A 17619-nucleotide genomic window follows, 5' to 3' on the forward strand; every position below is an offset into this window, starting at 1 on the left:
CGGCTGCCGTTTGTTCCCTCCCCTCACGGCTTCAGGATTGGCGGGTTTTTCGTGCCCGCCGTATACAGTTCTGCGTGCTCCATCACGCTTCCTGTCAGGAACATCCTGACCCAGCCGGGCACTGCGGCCTTTACACTGTCGTTCTCCGCTTTCGCCCCTTCCGCCCTACTCCTGCATGCTCCCCTGGATCCTGGCCCTGTTGTCGGCCCTGCTTACCTGTTCCCTGGCCGTGGTCTATCTGTGGTGGATCAAGCGGCGGCAGAAGGAGATGCAACTTGGCCTGCAGGCCCTGGCGGGGATGCACTGGCGCGAATTTTCGGTACTCGTCAAGCGCATGCTGCGCGAGCAGCGTGGCCTGCGCGAGCTGGTCGATCCGGCCGAAGATGCCCGCGAGCCGAGCAGCGACTTCCTGCTCAGCGACGGTCCCAACCAGTGGCTGGTGTCATGCAAGCACGGCCTGGCCTACCGTATCGGCACTGCCGCAGTGAACGAACTGGGGGCGGCCGCGCGCCTGGCCGGTGCGAAAGGTGGCGTACTGCTCACGGAAGGCCGGATCGAGCGCGATGGCCGGGCAGCTGCCGAGAAGCAGGCGGTCGAGGTACTGGACGGCCCGCGCCTGTGGCCGCTGCTGCAGCCCTACCTGCCGGGTGACATAGAAATGCGTGTGCGCGCCACTGCCCGGCATGAAGCCCTGCGCCGCATCGCCATCGCCGGCCTGGGATCAGTCACGCTGGGGCTGCTGGTCGGCCTGGGCCTGCAGGGCCTGCGCGTGGACGACGCCGCACCCACGGCCGACGCATCGATGGTGTCAGCGCCAGTGCCAGCGCCGGCCCCTGCTCCGGCCGCTACCGCTGCACCTGCGCCCGTAGCATCCCCGAGCACGCCCGCCACCGCGACCTCGTCGCCGCAGGATGTGGCCCCGCCGGCGGCCGACCCACGCAGCAATCCCAACCCGGATGCGGCCACCCTGGATCGCTACCAGGCCGATCTGGCCCGCGCCCTGGCTGGCAAGCCCGGCATCGCCAGCGGCGTCTGGCTGACCCGGCAGACGCTGGCGATCAACCGCACCGGCGAACTGGACGCGGTGTGGCCGCTGGTCTGCGAGGAAGTGCTGCACTACCCCGCCCTGCGCAACGTGCGCATCCAGCTCAATGCCCGCCCCGGTGTGGACGAGCCGGTGCGCTGGCGGCAGTGCGCTACGTATTGATGGGGCAGCATCCACGCATGGCGTGGATCGACCGAAGGTTCTCACCCATCACGTAATCCCAACCGGGATTTGGTCGTTCCACGCCATGCGTGGATACGCCCCTACCGAGCCCCCGGCGCGAAGCGCGCGACCAGGTCCCAGGCGTCGCCGAGGAACATCTGGCGCACGCGGGTGATCGGCTGTTCGCCACGCCAGGTCAGGCGTTCGATCACCAGGCAGGCGGTACCGGGCTTCACGTCCAGCAGCCTGGCGGTAGCAGTGTCCGCACCCCAGGCGCTGATGCGGTGCTGGGCGCGGGTCCACGATACGTTCTGCAGCAGCCAGCTGCCCGGCGCGGTGGTAGTGAAATCGACCTCCAGCACCTCGGGCACCCCCACCGGGCTGATCAGCCGATGCTCCAGCGCCAGCGGGCGGCCGTCGGCCAGATGCAGGCAGCGCATCGCCAGCAGTTTCTCGCGGCCCGCCAGCTCTACCTCGCCGGCATTGCCGGGATCGGCCAGGCGCAGTTCCCGTTGCAGCAGGCGATAGGCGTACTGATGGCCGCGCGAACCGACCTCCATCGCAATGTCGGGAATCTCCAGCGCCACCTGTTCCAGGTGCGGCGGCTGACGCGCCACGAAGGAACCCGCACGACGACGGCGCTCGATCATGCCGCTCTCGGCCAGTGCGGTCAGCACCTTGTTCACCGTCATCCGTGAGCAACCGTACTGCTCCATCAGCTCGTGCTCGTACGGTATGCGGAAGCCCGGCGCCCACTCTCCGCTGAGGATGCGGCTTTCCAGATCGCTGCGGATGCGCTGGTTGAGCGTGGCGGACTTGCTGGCCTTCACGTGATGGGGTCTCGGCGTCGGGAGGCGATCAGCCCAGCACGCCACGCAGGGCGGCGGCGAAGGCGCTGGTGATCGCCTCGCGCTGCAGGTGGCGGCCTTCGGCCACGCATTGACGGCCATGGCGCCAGACTGATCGCAGCGCGCCATTACGTGCGGCGAACACCCAGCTGTCAAGCCATGCGTCATCCTGTCGCGCCTGCAGCGCCGGGTGCGCGGCATCCAGTTCGACCAGATCGGCGCTGGCGCCGACCTGCAGGCCAGCGGCCACGCCCAGCGCCTGTGCGCCACCGTGCAATGCACCTTCGAACAGGAAGCGGCCGCTGCTGCGGGTGGCATCCGGCGCCAGTACATTGCGCCCGCGCAGGGCCAGGCGCTGGCCGTACTCGAGCAGACGCAGTTCTTCAGCCGCATCGACCAGCACATTGGAATCGGAGCCGACACCGAAGCGCCCGCCCTCGCGTGCGAACGCCTGCATCGGGAACAGGCCGTCGCCCAGGTTGGCCTCGGTGATCGGGCAGAGACCGGCCACGGCCTGGCTGGCCACGATGGCCGCGCGCTCGTCATCGGTGATGTGGGTGGCATGCACCAGGCACCACCGTGCATCGACCGGCGCATGGTCGTACAGCCACTGCACCGGGCGCTGGCCGCTCCAGGCCAGGCAGGCCTCGACTTCACGCACCTGCTCGGCAATATGGATGTGCACCGGGCCGTCAGCCAGCGGCAGCAGCGCGCTCAGTTCCTCGCCGGTGACCGCGCGCAGGCTGTGCGGTGCGATGCCAAGCACCGCGTCGGGAAGCACGGCCAATGCCGGCTTCGCGGCGTCCAGCAGCCGTGCGAAGCCCTCCACGTCGTGAATCAGGCGACGCTGTGCGGGATTCGGTGCCGCGCCGCCGAAATCGGCATGCGCGTAGAACACCGGCAACAGGGTCAGGCCGATGCCGGTCTGCTCGGCTGCCGCCGCGATCCGTGCACTCATTTCGGCGCGGTTGGCATAGGCGTGGCCCTCGGCGTCGTGGTGCAGGTAATGGAATTCGCCGACGCGGGTGAAGCCACTTTCCAGCATTTCCATATAGGCCTGGGCGGCGATGGCCTGCACCGCGTCCGGGCGCAGATGGGCGAGGAAGCGGTACATCAGCTCGCGCCAGCTCCAGAAGCTGTCACCGTCACCGCCGCCGATCTCGGTCAGGCCGGCCATGCCACGCTGAAACGCGTGGCTGTGCAGGTTGGGCAGGCCCGGCACCAGGATGCCGACCCGGGTGTCGCCGTACTGGGCGCCCTGCCCCGCGCTGATCGCCGCGATGCGGCCATCCTGCACCTGCAGGCGGACATCACGGGCCCAGCCGTCGGCCAACAGGGCATGGGCGGCATGGAAGCAGTGCGTGGAACGCGAATCGGACATGGCTGGACAACCCGAAATGGACGCCTATATTGTATAGACATATAAGCACAGCCGCGTTGTGGATGCCATGCACGTCGATACCCTCTGGTCCAACGTCCACCTGATCACCCTCGAGGGGGAAGGGCTGGGTGTCATCCGCGATGGCGTGCTGGCCTGCGCCGACGGCCGCATCGTCCACGTCGGCCCGGCAGGTAGCGGTGGCCATCTGCAACCGACCACCCGCATCGACGGTGAAGGCCGCTGGATCTCGCCGGGCCTGATCGACTGCCACACCCACCTGGTCTACGCCGGCAACCGCGCCAACGAATTCGAGCAGCGCCTGCAGGGCGTCAGCTATGCCGAGATCGCCCGTGCCGGCGGCGGCATCGTCTCCACCGTGCGCGCCACCCGCGCTGCCACCCCGGAACAGCTGGCCGCCGAAAGCCGGCCGCGCCTGCTGGCGATGCGCGCCGAGGGCGTGACCACGATCGAAATCAAGTCCGGCTACGGCCTCACCCTGCCCGACGAGCGCAAGCAGCTGCAGGTGGCGCGTGCGCTGGGCGAGGAATGCCGGGTCAACGTGGTGACCACCTTCCTCGGCGCACACGCGGTTCCGCCACGCCGCGAGGCGCAGGAATACACCGACGAGGTCTGCAACGTGATGATCCCGGCCATCGCCGCCGAAGGCCTGGCCGAAGCGGTGGACGTGTTCTGCGAGAACATCGCCTTCTCGCCGGCGCAGGCGCGGCAGGTCTTCGAAGCAGCGCGCGCCAACGGGCTGGCGGTGAAGATCCACGCAGAGCAGCTGAGCAACCAGCACGGCGCCGAACTGGCGGCCAGCGTCGGCGCACTGTCGGCCGACCATATCGAACATCTGGACGATGCCGGCATCGCCGCGATGGCGGCGGCCGGCACTGTCGCCGTGCTGTTGCCCGGTGCCTTCTATTTCACCCGCGATACCACCCTGCCGCCGATCGCCGCGCTGCGTGCGGCCGGCGTGCCGCTGGCGCTGGCCACGGACAGCAACCCGGGCACCTCGCCGCTGACCAGCCCGCTGCTGGCGATGAACATGGGCGCCACCCTGTTCCGCCTGACCGTGGATGAGTGCATTGCCGGCTTCACCCGTGAAGCGGCGCGCGCACTGGGCCATGGCGAGCGCATCGGCCGCCTGGCCGTGGGCCTGGACTGCGACCTGGCGATCTGGGACATCGACGCGCCCGCCGACCTGGTCTATCGCATTGGATTCAACCCGCTGCACGCGCGCGTGGTGCGCGGCCAGCCCGACCTGCCTGCCTCCTGGAGCAACACATGAGCAACACCCTGGTTCTTCGCCCCGGCCATGTCACGCTTGCCCAGTGGCGGCAGGTCTATCGCGGTGCGCCGCTCGCGCTCGACCCGGCCGCGCTGCCGGTGGTGCGCGCCAGCGCGGCGGCCGTCGCCGCCATCGTTGCCAAGGGCGCGCCGGTGTATGGCATCAACACCGGCTTCGGCAAGCTGGCCAGCGTGCGCATCGAGCGCGAGGACCTGGCTACCCTGCAGCGGAACATCGTGCTCTCGCATGCCGCCGGCGTGGGCGAGCCGATGCCGGCCAGCGTGGTGCGCCTGATGATGGCGCTGAAGCTGGTCAGCCTGGCGCAGGGTGCGTCGGGCATCCGCGAGGAAACGCTGCTGCTGCTGGAAGCGATGCTGGTCAAGGGCGTGCTGCCGGTGGTACCCGCGCAGGGCTCGGTGGGTGCCTCGGGCGACCTGGCGCCGCTCTCGCACCTGGCCAGCGTGATGCTGGGCGTAGGTGAAGCCTTCATCGGTGACGAGCGCGTGCCGGCGGCCGATGCGCTGGCACGTGCCGGCCTGCAGCCGATCGAACTGGGCGCGAAGGAAGGCCTGGCGCTGCTCAACGGCACCCAGTTCTCCACCGCGTATGCGTTGGCCGGCCTGTTCGAGATCGAGACCGCGTTCCAGGCCGCGCTGATCACCGGCGCGCTGTCGGTGGAAGCAGCCAAGGGCTCCGACACGCCGTTCGACCCCCGCATCCACGCCATCCGCGGCCAGCGCGGGCAGATCGCTACCGCCGCGACGCTGCGCGCGCTGATGCAGGGCTCGGAGATCCGCGAATCGCACCGCGACAACGATGTGCGCGTGCAGGACCCGTACTGCCTGCGCTGCCAGCCGCAGGTGATGGGCGCGGCGCTGGACATCCTGCGCCAGGCCGCGACCACGCTGGAAATCGAAGCCAACGGCGTCTCCGACAATCCGCTGGTGTTCACCGATACCGGTGAAGCGCTGTCCGGCGGCAACTTCCATGCCGAGCCGGTGGCCTTCGCGGCCGACATGCTGGCGATGGCGGTGTGCGAGATCGGTTCGATCAGCGAGCGCCGCCTGGCGATGCTGGTCGACCCGGCGCTGTCCGGCCTGCCGGCGTTCCTGACCCCGCGCCCGGGCCTGAATTCCGGCTTCATGATTCCGCAGGTGACTGCCGCAGCGCTGGTCTCGGAAAACAAGCAGCGGGCCTACCCGGCCAGCGTTGATTCGATCCCGACATCGGCCAACCAGGAAGACCACGTCTCGATGGCCGCGCACGGTGCACGCCGCCTGATGCAGATGGCCGAGAACGCCGCCAACGTGATCGGCATCGAGCTGCTGGCCGCCGCACAGGGCTGCGACTTCCACGGCCCGCTGCGCTCCAGTGCCGCGCTGGAAGCCGTGCGCGCCATCCTGCGTGCACAGGTGCCGACGCTGGAGGAAGACCGCTACTTCCATCCGGACATGGTGACCGCTACGAACCTGGTGCGCAGTGGCGCACTGGCACAGGGCCTGGCCGAGCTCCTGCCGACCGTGGAACCGCAGGCATGAACGCCCATCCCGACTGGCTGACGGTGCACGAGGGCGATGCGCCGTTGATCGTCAGCTTCCCGCATACCGGCAGCGAGCTGCCGCACGACCTGATCGGCGACTACCACTCGCCGTGGCTGGCGCGCCGCGACGCCGACTGGTGGGTGCATGAGCTGTACGACTTCGTGCGTGGCATGGGCGCGACCACGGTGCGCTCGGCGATCTCGCGTTCGGTGATCGACCTCAACCGCGATCCCAGCGGCGTGTCGCTGTATCCGGGCCAGAACACCACCGGCCTGTGCCCGCTGACCACCTTCGACAACCAGCCGCTGTACCACGCCGGGCGCGAGCCGGACGAGGCCGAAATCGCGCGCCGCCGCGATACGTACTTCCTGCCCTACCACGACGCCCTGGCTGCGCAGATCGCGCGCCTGCGTGCGCGCCACGGCACCGTGGTGGTGTACGACGCGCACTCGATCCGCTCGCACATCCCGCACCTGTTCGACGGTGAGCTGCCGCAGTTCAACCTGGGCACCGCCGGCCCCTCGGGTGCGCCGGACACGTCCTGCGACAACACCTTGAGCGACGTGGTGGAGAACCTGCTGAAAATCAGCGGCATGAGCCAGGTGCGCAACGGCCGCTTCAAGGGCGGCTGGATCACCCGCCACTACAGCAACATCGCCGGCGGCGTGCACAGCCTGCAGATGGAGCTGGCCTGCCGTGGCTACATGCACGAACCGCTGCCGGACCAGGTGGACGAACACAGCTGGCCCACCCCGCTCGACCCCGACCACGCCGCACCGCTGCGCCACACCCTGGCGCAGGTGCTCAACGCCTGCCTTGAATTCGCTACGAACCGGAGCGCCGCATGACCCGCAACGACCCGTCCCGCACCCTCGCCGCGCCGACCGGCACCACGCTCAATGCCAAGAGCTGGCTGACCGAGGCACCGCTGCGCATGCTGATGAACAACCTGCACCCGGACGTGGCCGAGCGCCCGCAGGAGCTGGTGGTGTACGGCGGTATCGGCCGTGCAGCGCGCGACTGGGAGAGCTTCGATGCCATCGTCGAAACGCTCAAGCGCCTGGACGACGACCAGACCCTGCTGGTGCAGTCCGGCAAGCCGGTGGGCGTGTTCCGCACCCACGCCGATGCACCGCGCGTGCTGATCGCCAATTCCAACCTGGTGCCGCGCTGGGCCAACTGGGACCACTTCAACGAACTGGATAAGAAGGGCCTGGCCATGTACGGCCAGATGACCGCCGGCAGCTGGATCTACATTGGCGCGCAGGGCATCGTGCAGGGCACCTACGAGACCTTCGTGGAAATGGGGCGCCAGCACTTCGGTGGCGACCTGACGGGCAAGTGGCTGTTCACTGGCGGCCTCGGCGGCATGGGTGGCGCACAGCCGCTGGCCGCGGTGATGGCCGGCGCCTCCTGCCTGGCCGTCGAGTGCCGCAAGAGCAGCATCGACATGCGCCTGCGCACCGGTTATCTGGACACCTGGACCGACACTCTGGACGAAGCGCTGCGCCTGATCGACGAGTCGTGCAAGGCCGGCACGCCGAAATCGGTGGGCCTGCTCGGCAACGTCGCCGACGTGCTGGCGGAACTGCTCAAGCGCGGCGTGAAGCCGGACCTGCTGACCGACCAGACCTCCGCGCATGACCCGGTGAACGGCTACCTGCCGCAGGGCTGGACGGTCGAGCAGTGGGATGAGAAGCGTGTGAGTGCACCGAAGGAAGTGGAAAAGGCAGCGCGTGCTTCGATGGCCAACCACATCCGCGCCATGCTCGGCTTCCACGCGCTGGGCGTGCCGACCGTGGACTACGGCAACAACCTGCGGCAGATGGCGCTGGAGGAAGGCGTGGCCAATGCCTTCGACTTCCCCGGTTTCGTGCCGGCCTATATCCGCCCGTTGTTCTGCCGCGGCATCGGCCCGTTCCGCTGGGCGGCGCTGAGCGGCGACCCGGAAGACATCGCCAAGACCGATGCCAAGGTGAAGGAACTGATTCCGGACAACCCGCACCTGCACCGCTGGCTGGACATGGCGGCCGAGAAGATCAAGTTCCAGGGCCTGCCGGCGCGCATCTGCTGGGTCGGCCTGGGTGACCGCGACCGCCTGGGCCTGGCCTTCAACGAGATGGTGGCCAACGGCGAACTGAAGGCGCCGGTGGTGATCGGCCGTGACCACCTGGACAGCGGCAGCGTGGCGTCGCCGAACCGCGAAACCGAAGCGATGGCCGACGGTTCCGATGCGGTGTCCGACTGGCCGCTGCTGAACGCCCTGCTCAACACCGCCAGCGGCGCGACCTGGGTGTCGCTGCACCATGGCGGCGGCGTGGGCATGGGCTTCTCGCAGCACGCCGGCATGGTGATCGTCTGCGACGGCACCGAGGCGGCGGCCAAGCGGATTGGCCGCGTGCTGTGGAACGACCCGGCCACCGGCGTGATGCGCCATGCAGATGCGGGCTATGAAATCGCGATCAACTGCGCGAAGGAAAAGGGACTGGATCTGCCCGGAATCCTCGGCTGATCTCAGGGCGGCCGGCGCTACCGGGAACGTGTGGTAGTGCCGGCCGCTGGCCGGCACCGCACGCTGCGTTGCCCGTGCAGCCGAGCATGGGCGCGACTGCACATGCTTGACCCAGCCTCCGACGCTGACCAACATGCGCCATCACCGCTGATGGATCGCCGCGATGTACCGCACCTTTGTTGCTGCATTGCTCTGCGCCCTCTTCGTCGTTCCGATCGCTTCGGCGCGTGGCCTCACCCCTGACCTCTCCACTCAGCTCGACGCCCAGCTGCAGGCCAACCGCGAACGCTACGGCATCGCCGGCCAAGCGGTACTGGTCGCACACAACGGCCAGGTGCTGTACCAGGGCGCCAGCGGTGAACGTGATCCCGCCACCCATGCGCCCGCCACCATCGATTCCATCTTCGCCGCGCAGTCGATGGCCAAGCTGCTGACCAGCACGCTGGTGATGCAATTGGTCGATCAGGGCAAACTGAATCTGGATGCACCCGCCAGCCGCTATGTGCCGGACCTGCCAACCGCATGGCGGGCGATCCGTGTGCGCGATTTCCTCAACCACAGCTCCGGTATCGCCGAGTACTACGAGCGGGTGGACAACCGCTGGGTGAGCAGGGGCTACACCGGTGTGGCGCCGGATCTTGCCACTGCGTTGAAGGTAGCCGCCGCGGCACCGTTGCAGTTCGCCACCGGCAGCCGCGTGCAGTACACCCAGGCCAACTACCTGGTGCTGACCGCCTTGCTGGAGGCGCATTACCGCAGGCCCTACCCGGCCATCGCACGCGAACGCATCCTGCAACCCCTGAAGATGACCAGCACGTCATGGGGCATCGCCAACGTGCCAGCCCAGCGCGCGGCAGTGCCGTACATCGGCAAGGATGGCGCGCTGCAACCGGCCAATGAAGATCCCTGGCCCAACTACGGCTGGGGCCATGCCGATCTGCAGACCACCGTGGGCGACATGAACCGTTTCCTGCAGGCGCTGGCGACCGGCAGGCTGCTGCGCACGGCGACCCTGGAAAAACTCTGGCAGCCGCAGAAACTGAGCGGTGGCGGCAACAATTTTTTCTCCACTGGCTGGGACACCACCCGCAGCGACGGCTACACCCAGGTCGGCCACGATGGGGGCACCCGCGTCAGGGCGCGGCTGGCCTACAAGGACACGCTGGCCAGCGGTTATTGGGTGTTCGTGTACCTGACCAACGGCAGTGCCCGCAACGTATGGTACAGCACGCTGGTGGAGAGCACGATGGCTGTGGCTGCGCCGAAGACGTTTCCGCATGCGGTGCTGTCCGAACGTTTGATCGCTTACGCGCTGGATGATGACGCAGCCGCTGCGCAGGCGATGCGCGCCTGGTTGCGCGACGACAGCGGGGTGACGGGCGACGGGTTGGAACGTGCGATCAACGCCGGTGGTTATGCCATCCGCGAGAGTCTGGGGGCCGGCAGGGCGCTGAAGGTGTTCACGCTCAACACCGAGCTGTATCCGGATTCGGCCAACGCGTGGGACAGCCTGGCCGAATGCCATGCGGCATTGGGTCAGAAGGAAACCGCCGAGCGGCTGTATGCGAAGTCGAAGACGCTTGCGAAGCCTTCGCGATAGCCCGTTCTGTAGAGCCGCGCCCATGCTCGGCTGCTCTTCGTCGCGATGGCAGACAACCCGCGCTACGCGCGATAGCCGAGCGTGGGCTCGGCTCTACATGAACACGGCGGGCGGTCATACGCCGTCGGTGGGTGACGTGGCGCCGCCGACCCGTTAACTTGCGCGCCACTTTCGTGGTTTACAGCACTCCCGCATGTCGCTCTCGCCGTACCGCCCCACCCCGTCGCCGCTGTTCCTGGCCGTCTGCCTCGGCCTCGCTTCCACCGCCGCGGCCGCGCCGCAGGCCACCACGCTGGATGCCGTGCAGGTCACCGCTGCCGATGCCAGCGCGCAGGCGCGCGAGGCGTTGAAGCGGGTGCCCGGCGCCAGCAACGTCATCGACATGGCCAAGGCCGACAGCCGACTGTCCACCAGTGCGGATGTGCTGGCCTATCAACCGGGCATCAGCGCGCAGTCGCCGGGCAACGAGGGCACCAAGATCTCGATCCGTGGCTCGGGCATCAACCGGGGTCCGGGCGCGCATGCCTCGGGCATTGCGGTGTCGATCGATGGCCTACCACTGACCGGCCCGGGCGGCACGCCCTACGAGCTGCTGGAACCGCTGTGGCTGTCGCGCGTGGAAGTCCTGCGCGGCGCCAACGGTTTCGAGCGTGGCGCGCTCGCGCTGGGCGGTGCCATCGACTACGTCAGCCGCAGCGGTCGCGATTCGGCGGGCGTGCAGCTGCATTACGAAGCCGGTAGCCGTGGCTACCAGAAGCGCGGCGTCAGCTGGGGCGGCGTGAGCGGCGATGTTGATTACTTCGTGGCCTACACCGATACCGAGTTCGATGGTTATCAGCGTCATGCGCGTGGTGATGGGAAGGGTGCGATGGCGAACCTCGGCTGGCAGATCACGCCCGACCTGCAGACGCGCTTCTTCGTGCGCTACCGCGAAACCAATCACGAAACGCCTGGTCGCTTGACCCGCGATCAGATCCGCAACGATCCACATGCCGCGAATGCCGCCAACCTGGCCATTGATGCGCGCCGCCCGCAGCCGGGCAGCACCTGGGTGGGCAATGTCACCACGCTGCAGCTCGATGAGGACTCCTCGCTGCAGGCCGGGCTGGTCTACCACACGTACCCGATGGACTTGAACGAGAGCCTGTACCGGCAGCAGCTGGACTACGCCAACCTCAACGCCACGCTGGACTACCGCCATCGCCACCAGCTGTTCGGCCTGGACAGCGAAACCACGGTCGGCCTGCGCGTCACCCATGACCTGGATGCCGATGTGCGCGAGTCGCTGCGCTTTGCCAGCAACGGCTATGCCGCCGGCACGCGCACGCGTGACTTCCGCCACCATGGCACCGACAGCACGCTGCACGTCGGTAACACCCTCGCCTTCAACGACCGCCTGCGCATGCAGACCGCGCTGGCACTGATCAACACCCGCCGCGATGTTCAGGTGACCTGGCCAAGCAGCGGCGGCCGCCTGCGCGACCACGACTGGGACTACGCACCGCGACTGGGCTTCACCTGGCAACACAGCGCCCAGACCCAGTGGTTCGGCAACCTGAGCCGCTCGGTGGAGGCGCCGCACCCGTGGTCGATGATCTGGGGCTCGAACCAGTACTTCGGGCCAGGCAATGGCCCGTCTACCGGCCGCCAGCGCGCGCCGGTGCCGATGCAGAACCAGACCGCCACCACGCTGGAAATGGGTGCGCGCGGTGATGCGGCGCTGGGTCGCTGGGAACTGACCGGCTACTACGCTCACGTGAACCACGAACTGCTGAGCGTCGAACTGCAACCGGTGCCGAACCTGTTCATCGCCGAGAACAATGCCAGCCCCACGGTTCACCGCGGCATTGAAGCCGGATTGGACAGCACGCTGTGGCAGGCAGCATCGGGCCGTCTGTCGCTGCGCCAGGCCTACACCTTCAGCGACTTCCGCTACCGCCACGATGCACGCTTCGGCAGCAACCGCCTGCCCGGCCTGCCCCGCCACGCGTATCAGGCCGAGCTGCGCTTCGATCACGCCTCGGGCCTGTACGCGGCGCTCAATACCGAATACGCCTCGCGCATTGCCGTGGACTACGCCAACAGTTACTGGGCTGACAGCCATGTGATCTTCGGCAGCCGCATCGGCTTCGACGCACCCGGTGGCCGCTGGCAGGCCTGGGCGGAGATGCGCAACCTCGGCAATCGCCACTATGCCGCCACGGTCACGCCGGGCTATGACGATGCCGGCAGGGATGTGGCCCGTTCGACACCCGGCGAAGGCCGTGGCGTCTATGCAGGTGTGCGCTGGCGATTTGACTGATTCCCGCAGGCGGCGCCGGGTGTAATCCGGCGCCGTCGCTCCCCGGGGTCAGCCGATTCGCCAGACCGGCAGGCGCTCGCTGCGCTTCCAGATGGCAGGCGCAACGCCGATCAATACCAGTGCCGCCAACCACTTCGGTGAGGTATTGAGCACGGTCGAGGTGAGCGAGCCATCGACGGGGGCGGCCACTTCCTGCCACGGGTTGTAGCCCAGGTAGAGGATGCTGCCGGCCCACCACAGCAACGCTCCGCTGATACCGAGCAGCAGCAGGGCCAGGGTGCGACAGGTCCAGCGCTGCGAGGTGGTACCCCATTCCCGCGACGCCGCGACCAGCAGGCCCACCACCAGCAGCGACACCAGGGCCACCAGGCCGATATCGACCTTGTGCCCGATACGATCGTAGGTGCAGGCGCGGCATCGCGCCTCTTCCGCGGCAGTGGCGGCTTCGGCGCCGTCGGCCTGCCCGGCTGCGGGCTGTGCCAGTGCAGCAAACGGCAACAACACCGCGAGCAACGTCACCATGATCCAACGAAACAACGTCCTGTTCCTGCGTGCAGCGACATCCATGCGCTTGTCCTTGTCAGGGTTGGTTGAAACCGGGCCACGTTCCGGGGCCCCTGCGCCGATCATAGCGCAGGGCCGGGGAGGAACGAAAACCGCGAAGAGGGCCATGGGCGTTTTCCGAACCGGCCAGAGCCACGATCAGCGCCATCTGCAGGCGTGGCCACCTGCGCCGCTGCAGGTGCCGGCGCGCACGCACGGCTTCGCTGCCGCGGTTCATCGGCAATGCCAGTGGGCTGGGTGAAAAGCGGCGCCAGCGCTTCATGCAGCCGCCAGGGGGCGGGAGGCATGGCGGCCAGGAACGTCGGGAACCTGATACTGCATGCGGACATCCTTGCCGGGCACGCGTAGGTGGTGATAGGCGGCGTCTGGCGCGATGGTGATGATCTTCCGATGACCTGCTGCGCGTCTCCCGCACGCGGATAGCCGGATCAAGGACGCGCGGCCGCCTTCAGCAGCTGCGCGGCCACCTGGTCGAACGGGCCGACGTCCTGCACTGCACGGCACATCGCCACCGCCCCCTCCACGCTGGCGATCACCAGGCTGGCCAGCTCACCCGCCGCTGCCGGGGCATGGCCTTCGGCGACGAACGCCGAGGCGAGGTGGCCGTGCCAGCGCGCGAACACCTCGGCGGCCGCGGCACGCGGTTGGCTGGCCGTGGACTCCACCGGCTCTTCCACGGCAGCGGCCAGCACCGGGCAGCCGGCGCGGAATTCTGAGCGCAGCAGACGCTCGCGCCACATCGCCAGGAATTGCTGCAGGCCCTGCGCCGCCCCACCCTCCAGCAACGCCACCAGCAGCGCCTCGACCTTGTCGCCGGCCATGTGGGTGGCGCGCGCCAGCAGCTCCTGCTTGCCGCCGGGAAAGTGGTGGTAGGTGGAGCCCAGCGGCGCGTCGGCCAGCTTGGTCACTTCACGGATGCTGGTGGCATTGAGACCCACCCGTGCCAGCATCTGTGCCGCAGCATCCATCACGCGTTGGGGCGCATCAGAGGGTCGCGGGCTCACGGCGGGCTCCTTGCTAAGACAGTCGTCATAGACTAGCGTACCGGCCGTTCTATAACAGTCGTCATAGCCATGAATCTCTGGTTCCGCCTACTCCATCTGCTGCTGTGCAGCCTGTTCCGGCCGAAGCTGGAGGCTCCGTTCGGAGTCTCGCGGCTGCAGTTCCGGGTACTGCCCAACGATCTGGACAGCAACCTGCACATGACCAACGGCCGCTACTGGAACATCTTCGACCTGGGCCGGCTGGACCTGATCCTGCGCATGGGCCTGGGCCGGGTGGCGCTGCGCGAGAAGTGGGCACCGATCGTCGGTGCCGGCACCATCCAGTTCCGCCGCGAGCTCAAACCGTTCCAGCGCTTCACTCTGGAAACCCGCCTGGTGGGCTGGGTCGGCTCGCGCGGCATCATGGAGCAGCGCGTGCTGATCGGCGCCGAGCAGAAGATCGCCACCCGTGCACTGCTGGTCACCGGCATCTACGACCGTCGCGCTCGCCAGTTCCTGGGCATGCCGAAGATGATGGAAGCGATCGGCGTGGTCGCGCCGCCGTCGCCGCCGCTCAGTGCGGCCGCCGAGGCACTGCTGGCCGCCGATGCGGCGTTGAAGCAGGACGACGCCTGAGCCTCAGGGAGCCGCCACTGGCATCGTGCGCTGTCCGCGCGATACCACCTGGGTGCGCCCTCCCACGTGCAGCACGTATTCGAAGGACTGCCGCATGCGGCTGTACGCGCCACCCTCCGGTACGCCGTAGTTGGCGCCCACGCTGAGGGTATGCCGGCCCGGCGGCAACGGCTTGAGCATCACCCAGTAGCCGTCAGCGGCGGCCAGCCGTGAGTGTTCGTCATCGGCATCCATGCGGAAGCAGCCTTCGCTGCGGACCCGATGCCTGCGCATGTCGCCCAATGGCTGGCCATCCAGCAGCACCACCGCGCTGATCAGGTAATCGTTGTTGACCGCCGCCCCGGCCTGCAGCTCCTTGCAGGACACACCCTCATCCATCTGGTAGTGCGCCATGTTGATGATCGGCAGCAACAGGTACTTGCCCGCCGGCACCACGCATTCGCGGTGTGGACGGAAACGGCCATTGGTGCCGGGCAGGTTCCAGACCGGTCCTTCCTGGCCCAGGTCACACACACGGCCATCCGGGTCGAGGTAAGGCGCGCCACCCTGGCCGTCGGCCCACCGCCACCAGCGGGCAGTCCATTCGGCCAATGAAACACCGGCCACGGGTTCACGCGTCAGCGGCGAAGGCGCCGCCGTGTCTGCACTGAACGCCGGCACGGCGGCCAGCAGCAAGGCCATCGTTGCGCCGCTGCGGCGCAGCCACCCCTGGAATTCCTTCCGCATCACCCACCCCATCGTCCCTGGCGACCACGCTGCGTGGCCGGCTTCGGCACCACTGTACCTTGGCGGGCTGGATCCTGTGCAGTGCGGGTGCGGTGCCTACTCCAGCGCCATTGCGCGCCTGATTGCCGCCTCCGCCAGCGGCGCCATCACTGCATAGCCCTTCGCAGTGGGATGCACGCCATCCGCGGCCAGCGGCGGATCGAGGCCACCGGCCACGTTGGCCATCGGCGCGTAGTAGTCCAGATAGACCAGATGCTGTGCATCGGCATAGCGCTTCAACGCGGAGTTCAATGCACGCACCTTGGGCGCAGGCGTGATCCCCGGCATCCAAGGGTACTCGCTGACCGGCAGCACCGACGCCAGCACCACGCGAATGCCGTGCGCGCGTGCCAGGTCCACCATCGCGTGCAGGTTGTCTTCGATCATCGCCTGCGTGGCCGGACCAGTGTTGCCGGCAATGTCGTTGGTACCGGCCAGGATCACCACCACCTGCGGCTTCAGGGCCAGCACGTCCTGTGGGAAACGCACCAGCATCTGCGCCGTGGTCTGCCCGCTGATGCCGCGGTTGAGCCATCCCTTGCCGGGGAAGAACGCGGCGCTGCCTTCCCTGCCCCAGCCTTCGGTGATCGAGTCACCGAAGAACACTACACGCGGTTGCCCCGGCACAGCGGGGGGCACGCGTGCGTTGGCGTCGCGATACCGCTGCAGCTGCGGCCAATCAGCCAGGCGCTGCTGCATGAAACGAATCTCGTCAGGTTGCAGCTGCACTACCGGCTTGAGCAGCAACGGATTGACCGCGCTCGCTTCAGCGGCCACGGCCGGACCGGTCAGGCCGACCCCCAGGGCAAGGGCGAACGTTCTGGCAAGCACGACAGGATTACGCATGCAGACTCTCCCTATTCACGCTGATAGTCTAGCGCTTCGACCTGCGATCAACGGGCCGCTGAACGTGCCGCCACGCCGGTCACCTTGGCCGGCATCCACATGCCGGGCGTCCAGCCGCTGGCGGCCAGGATCGCCTTTGGATTGTCCTGCTGGATCAGCGCACGCACCGCATCGCGCTTGTCCTTGGCCTGCAGGTAATAGGCCTTGGCAATGCGGTAGCCCACCCAATAGCCCAGGTCATAGGGCTCCTGCGAACCCGGCTTGTAGTTGTACAGCCACGGCGACAGATCGGTGCTGTCCACATCCAGCGCAAAGGCGCTTTCAACATGGACCTCGCGGCCGCGCGTCCACGCGGCATGGCGACTGTTGCCGACGTTGCCGGAAATCAGCTCGGCGATGAACTCGGCGATGCCTTCGCCCAGCGACACCCGCAGCACCGTCGCGCGCGGGTCGCCCGGCTCGAAGTCGGTGAGGCCGGTCTGCTGGATATGGACGTACTCGTGCGCGATCACGTGCACGAACCGATCCTGCACATCGGGATTCATGAAATCCGCCGCGCACAGCGCTTCCAGGCCGATGATCACCCCGCTCTTCGAGGTCAACCCGACCGGCCGGCCACGGCCGACCGCGATGGTCACGGGCGGAAACGCGGCCTGCGGATAGATGGCCTGCAGGTTGCCAAACACCTGCACCAGGCGCTGCTTCACCGCTGGCAGCTCCGCCAGGCAACTGCGGCCGTGCGCATACACCTCGGGCTGGCTGGCCATGGCTTCGGCAATACGCTCGGGCGTCACCCGCCGCGCCTTTGCCAGTTCATCCAGGCCCGTACTGCCGTCGGCCGGGTAGCCGGCCAGCTGGGCGACACTGGGCCTGCCGCTAGTGCTGTCGTAGAGCGCGTAGAAGCGGCTGGCATCGGTGGTGAGGATCTGCGGCCCCGACGGGGTATCCGCCTGTGCCATGCCGACCGTCCCGGCACAGGCCAGGGCAAGCAGGCAACGCAGGAAACTGGACATCGCTCCGTCCTTGGTGGAGTGCATGCGAAGCGCGCAATCTACCACTCCGCCCGCGCCTCCGCAGCGGGCACATGCAGGCCCTGCGGGGCTGTGCCAGACTGACTCTGGCACCTGCCATGGATGATGGAGC

Annotated in this window: 15 protein-coding genes; 8 read left to right on the forward strand and 7 right to left on the reverse strand. The window is 67.9% G+C overall.

The genetic code is table 11. The annotated features are described in order from the left end of the window. The first annotated feature begins 175 nt into the window (after positions 1-175). A complete protein-coding gene (locus tag NSQ78_RS13925) occupies positions 176-1207 on the forward strand; it encodes a restriction endonuclease (protein WP_064238814.1) in 1032 nt (343 codons plus the stop codon). 101 nt (positions 1208-1308) lie between these two features. Here the strand turns inward: NSQ78_RS13925 and hutC are convergent, their stop codons facing one another. Continuing rightward, positions 1309-2037, reverse strand: a complete 729-nt coding sequence (gene hutC, locus NSQ78_RS13930; protein WP_049468988.1) for a histidine utilization repressor — start codon at positions 2035-2037, stop codon at positions 1309-1311. Between the two features lie 28 nt (positions 2038-2065). Beyond that, positions 2066-3436: a formimidoylglutamate deiminase gene (locus tag NSQ78_RS13935; RefSeq protein WP_064238815.1), complete on the reverse strand. Its 1371-nt coding sequence runs from the start codon at positions 3434-3436 to the stop codon at positions 2066-2068. 67 nt (positions 3437-3503) lie between these two features. On the opposite strand from NSQ78_RS13935, the gene hutI reads away from it, so the two are divergent. The 6 genes from hutI (at position 3504) to NSQ78_RS13965 (ending at position 12682) form a co-directional block, all read left to right on the forward strand. Continuing rightward, positions 3504-4727, forward strand: a complete 1224-nt coding sequence (gene hutI, locus NSQ78_RS13940; protein WP_064239665.1) for an imidazolonepropionase — start codon at positions 3504-3506, stop codon at positions 4725-4727. Beyond that, positions 4724-6265 carry a histidine ammonia-lyase gene (hutH, locus tag NSQ78_RS13945; protein WP_064238816.1) on the forward strand — a complete coding sequence of 514 codons (1542 nt, stop codon included), beginning with the start codon at positions 4724-4726 and terminating at the stop codon, positions 6263-6265. The genes hutI and hutH overlap by 4 nt, the downstream gene beginning before the upstream one ends. After that, a complete protein-coding gene (gene hutG / locus NSQ78_RS13950) occupies positions 6262-7116 on the forward strand; it encodes an N-formylglutamate deformylase (RefSeq protein ID WP_064238817.1) in 855 nt (284 codons plus the stop codon). Before hutH ends, hutG begins: the two co-directional genes overlap by 4 nt. Then, a complete protein-coding gene (gene hutU / locus NSQ78_RS13955; protein ID WP_064238818.1) occupies positions 7113-8780 on the forward strand; it encodes a urocanate hydratase in 1668 nt (555 codons plus the stop codon). Before hutG ends, hutU begins: the two co-directional genes overlap by 4 nt. A 163-nt stretch (positions 8781-8943) precedes the next feature. Then, the gene (locus tag NSQ78_RS13960; RefSeq protein WP_064238819.1) at positions 8944-10380 is read left to right on the forward strand and encodes a serine hydrolase domain-containing protein; all 1437 of its coding nucleotides are present in this window, start codon (positions 8944-8946) and stop codon (positions 10378-10380) included. A 193-nt stretch (positions 10381-10573) separates the two neighbouring features. After that, entirely contained in the window at positions 10574-12682 is a 2109-nt protein-coding gene (locus NSQ78_RS13965) for a TonB-dependent receptor (RefSeq protein WP_064238820.1), read from the forward strand. A gap of 48 nt (positions 12683-12730) precedes the next feature. Here the strand turns inward: NSQ78_RS13965 and NSQ78_RS13970 are convergent, their stop codons facing one another. Together NSQ78_RS13970 and NSQ78_RS13975 are read right to left on the reverse strand one after the other, a co-directional pair. After that, positions 12731-13249 (reverse strand): hypothetical protein, encoded by a 519-nt coding sequence (locus NSQ78_RS13970; RefSeq protein WP_064238821.1) that lies wholly within the window; start codon positions 13247-13249, stop codon positions 12731-12733. Between the two features lie 425 nt (positions 13250-13674). Then, on the reverse strand, positions 13675-14250 hold the full coding sequence (locus NSQ78_RS13975; RefSeq protein WP_064238822.1) for a TetR/AcrR family transcriptional regulator: 576 nt from the start codon (positions 14248-14250) through the stop codon (positions 13675-13677). Between the two features lie 69 nt (positions 14251-14319). Between NSQ78_RS13975 and NSQ78_RS13980 the strand changes: the two genes are divergently transcribed. Then, positions 14320-14865 (forward strand): thioesterase family protein, encoded by a 546-nt coding sequence (locus NSQ78_RS13980; RefSeq protein ID WP_012511531.1) that lies wholly within the window; start codon positions 14320-14322, stop codon positions 14863-14865. A gap of 3 nt (positions 14866-14868) precedes the next feature. Here the strand turns inward: NSQ78_RS13980 and NSQ78_RS13985 are convergent, their stop codons facing one another. The 3 genes from NSQ78_RS13985 to NSQ78_RS13995 form a co-directional block, all read right to left on the reverse strand. Further along, a complete protein-coding gene (locus tag NSQ78_RS13985) occupies positions 14869-15591 on the reverse strand; it encodes a hypothetical protein (RefSeq protein WP_223224837.1) in 723 nt (240 codons plus the stop codon). Between the two features lie 96 nt (positions 15592-15687). Beyond that, entirely contained in the window at positions 15688-16476 is a 789-nt protein-coding gene (locus tag NSQ78_RS13990; protein WP_064238824.1) for an SGNH/GDSL hydrolase family protein, read from the reverse strand. 47 nt (positions 16477-16523) lie between these two features. Continuing rightward, positions 16524-17489: a DUF2268 domain-containing putative Zn-dependent protease gene (locus NSQ78_RS13995; protein WP_308306350.1), complete on the reverse strand. Its 966-nt coding sequence runs from the start codon at positions 17487-17489 to the stop codon at positions 16524-16526. Between the last annotated feature and the right edge of the window lie 130 nt (positions 17490-17619).

The sequence above is a fragment of the Stenotrophomonas sp. FSL W7-1447 genome (assembly GCF_037966425.1).
Taxonomy (GTDB): Bacteria; Pseudomonadota; Gammaproteobacteria; order Xanthomonadales; family Xanthomonadaceae; genus Stenotrophomonas; species Stenotrophomonas pavanii.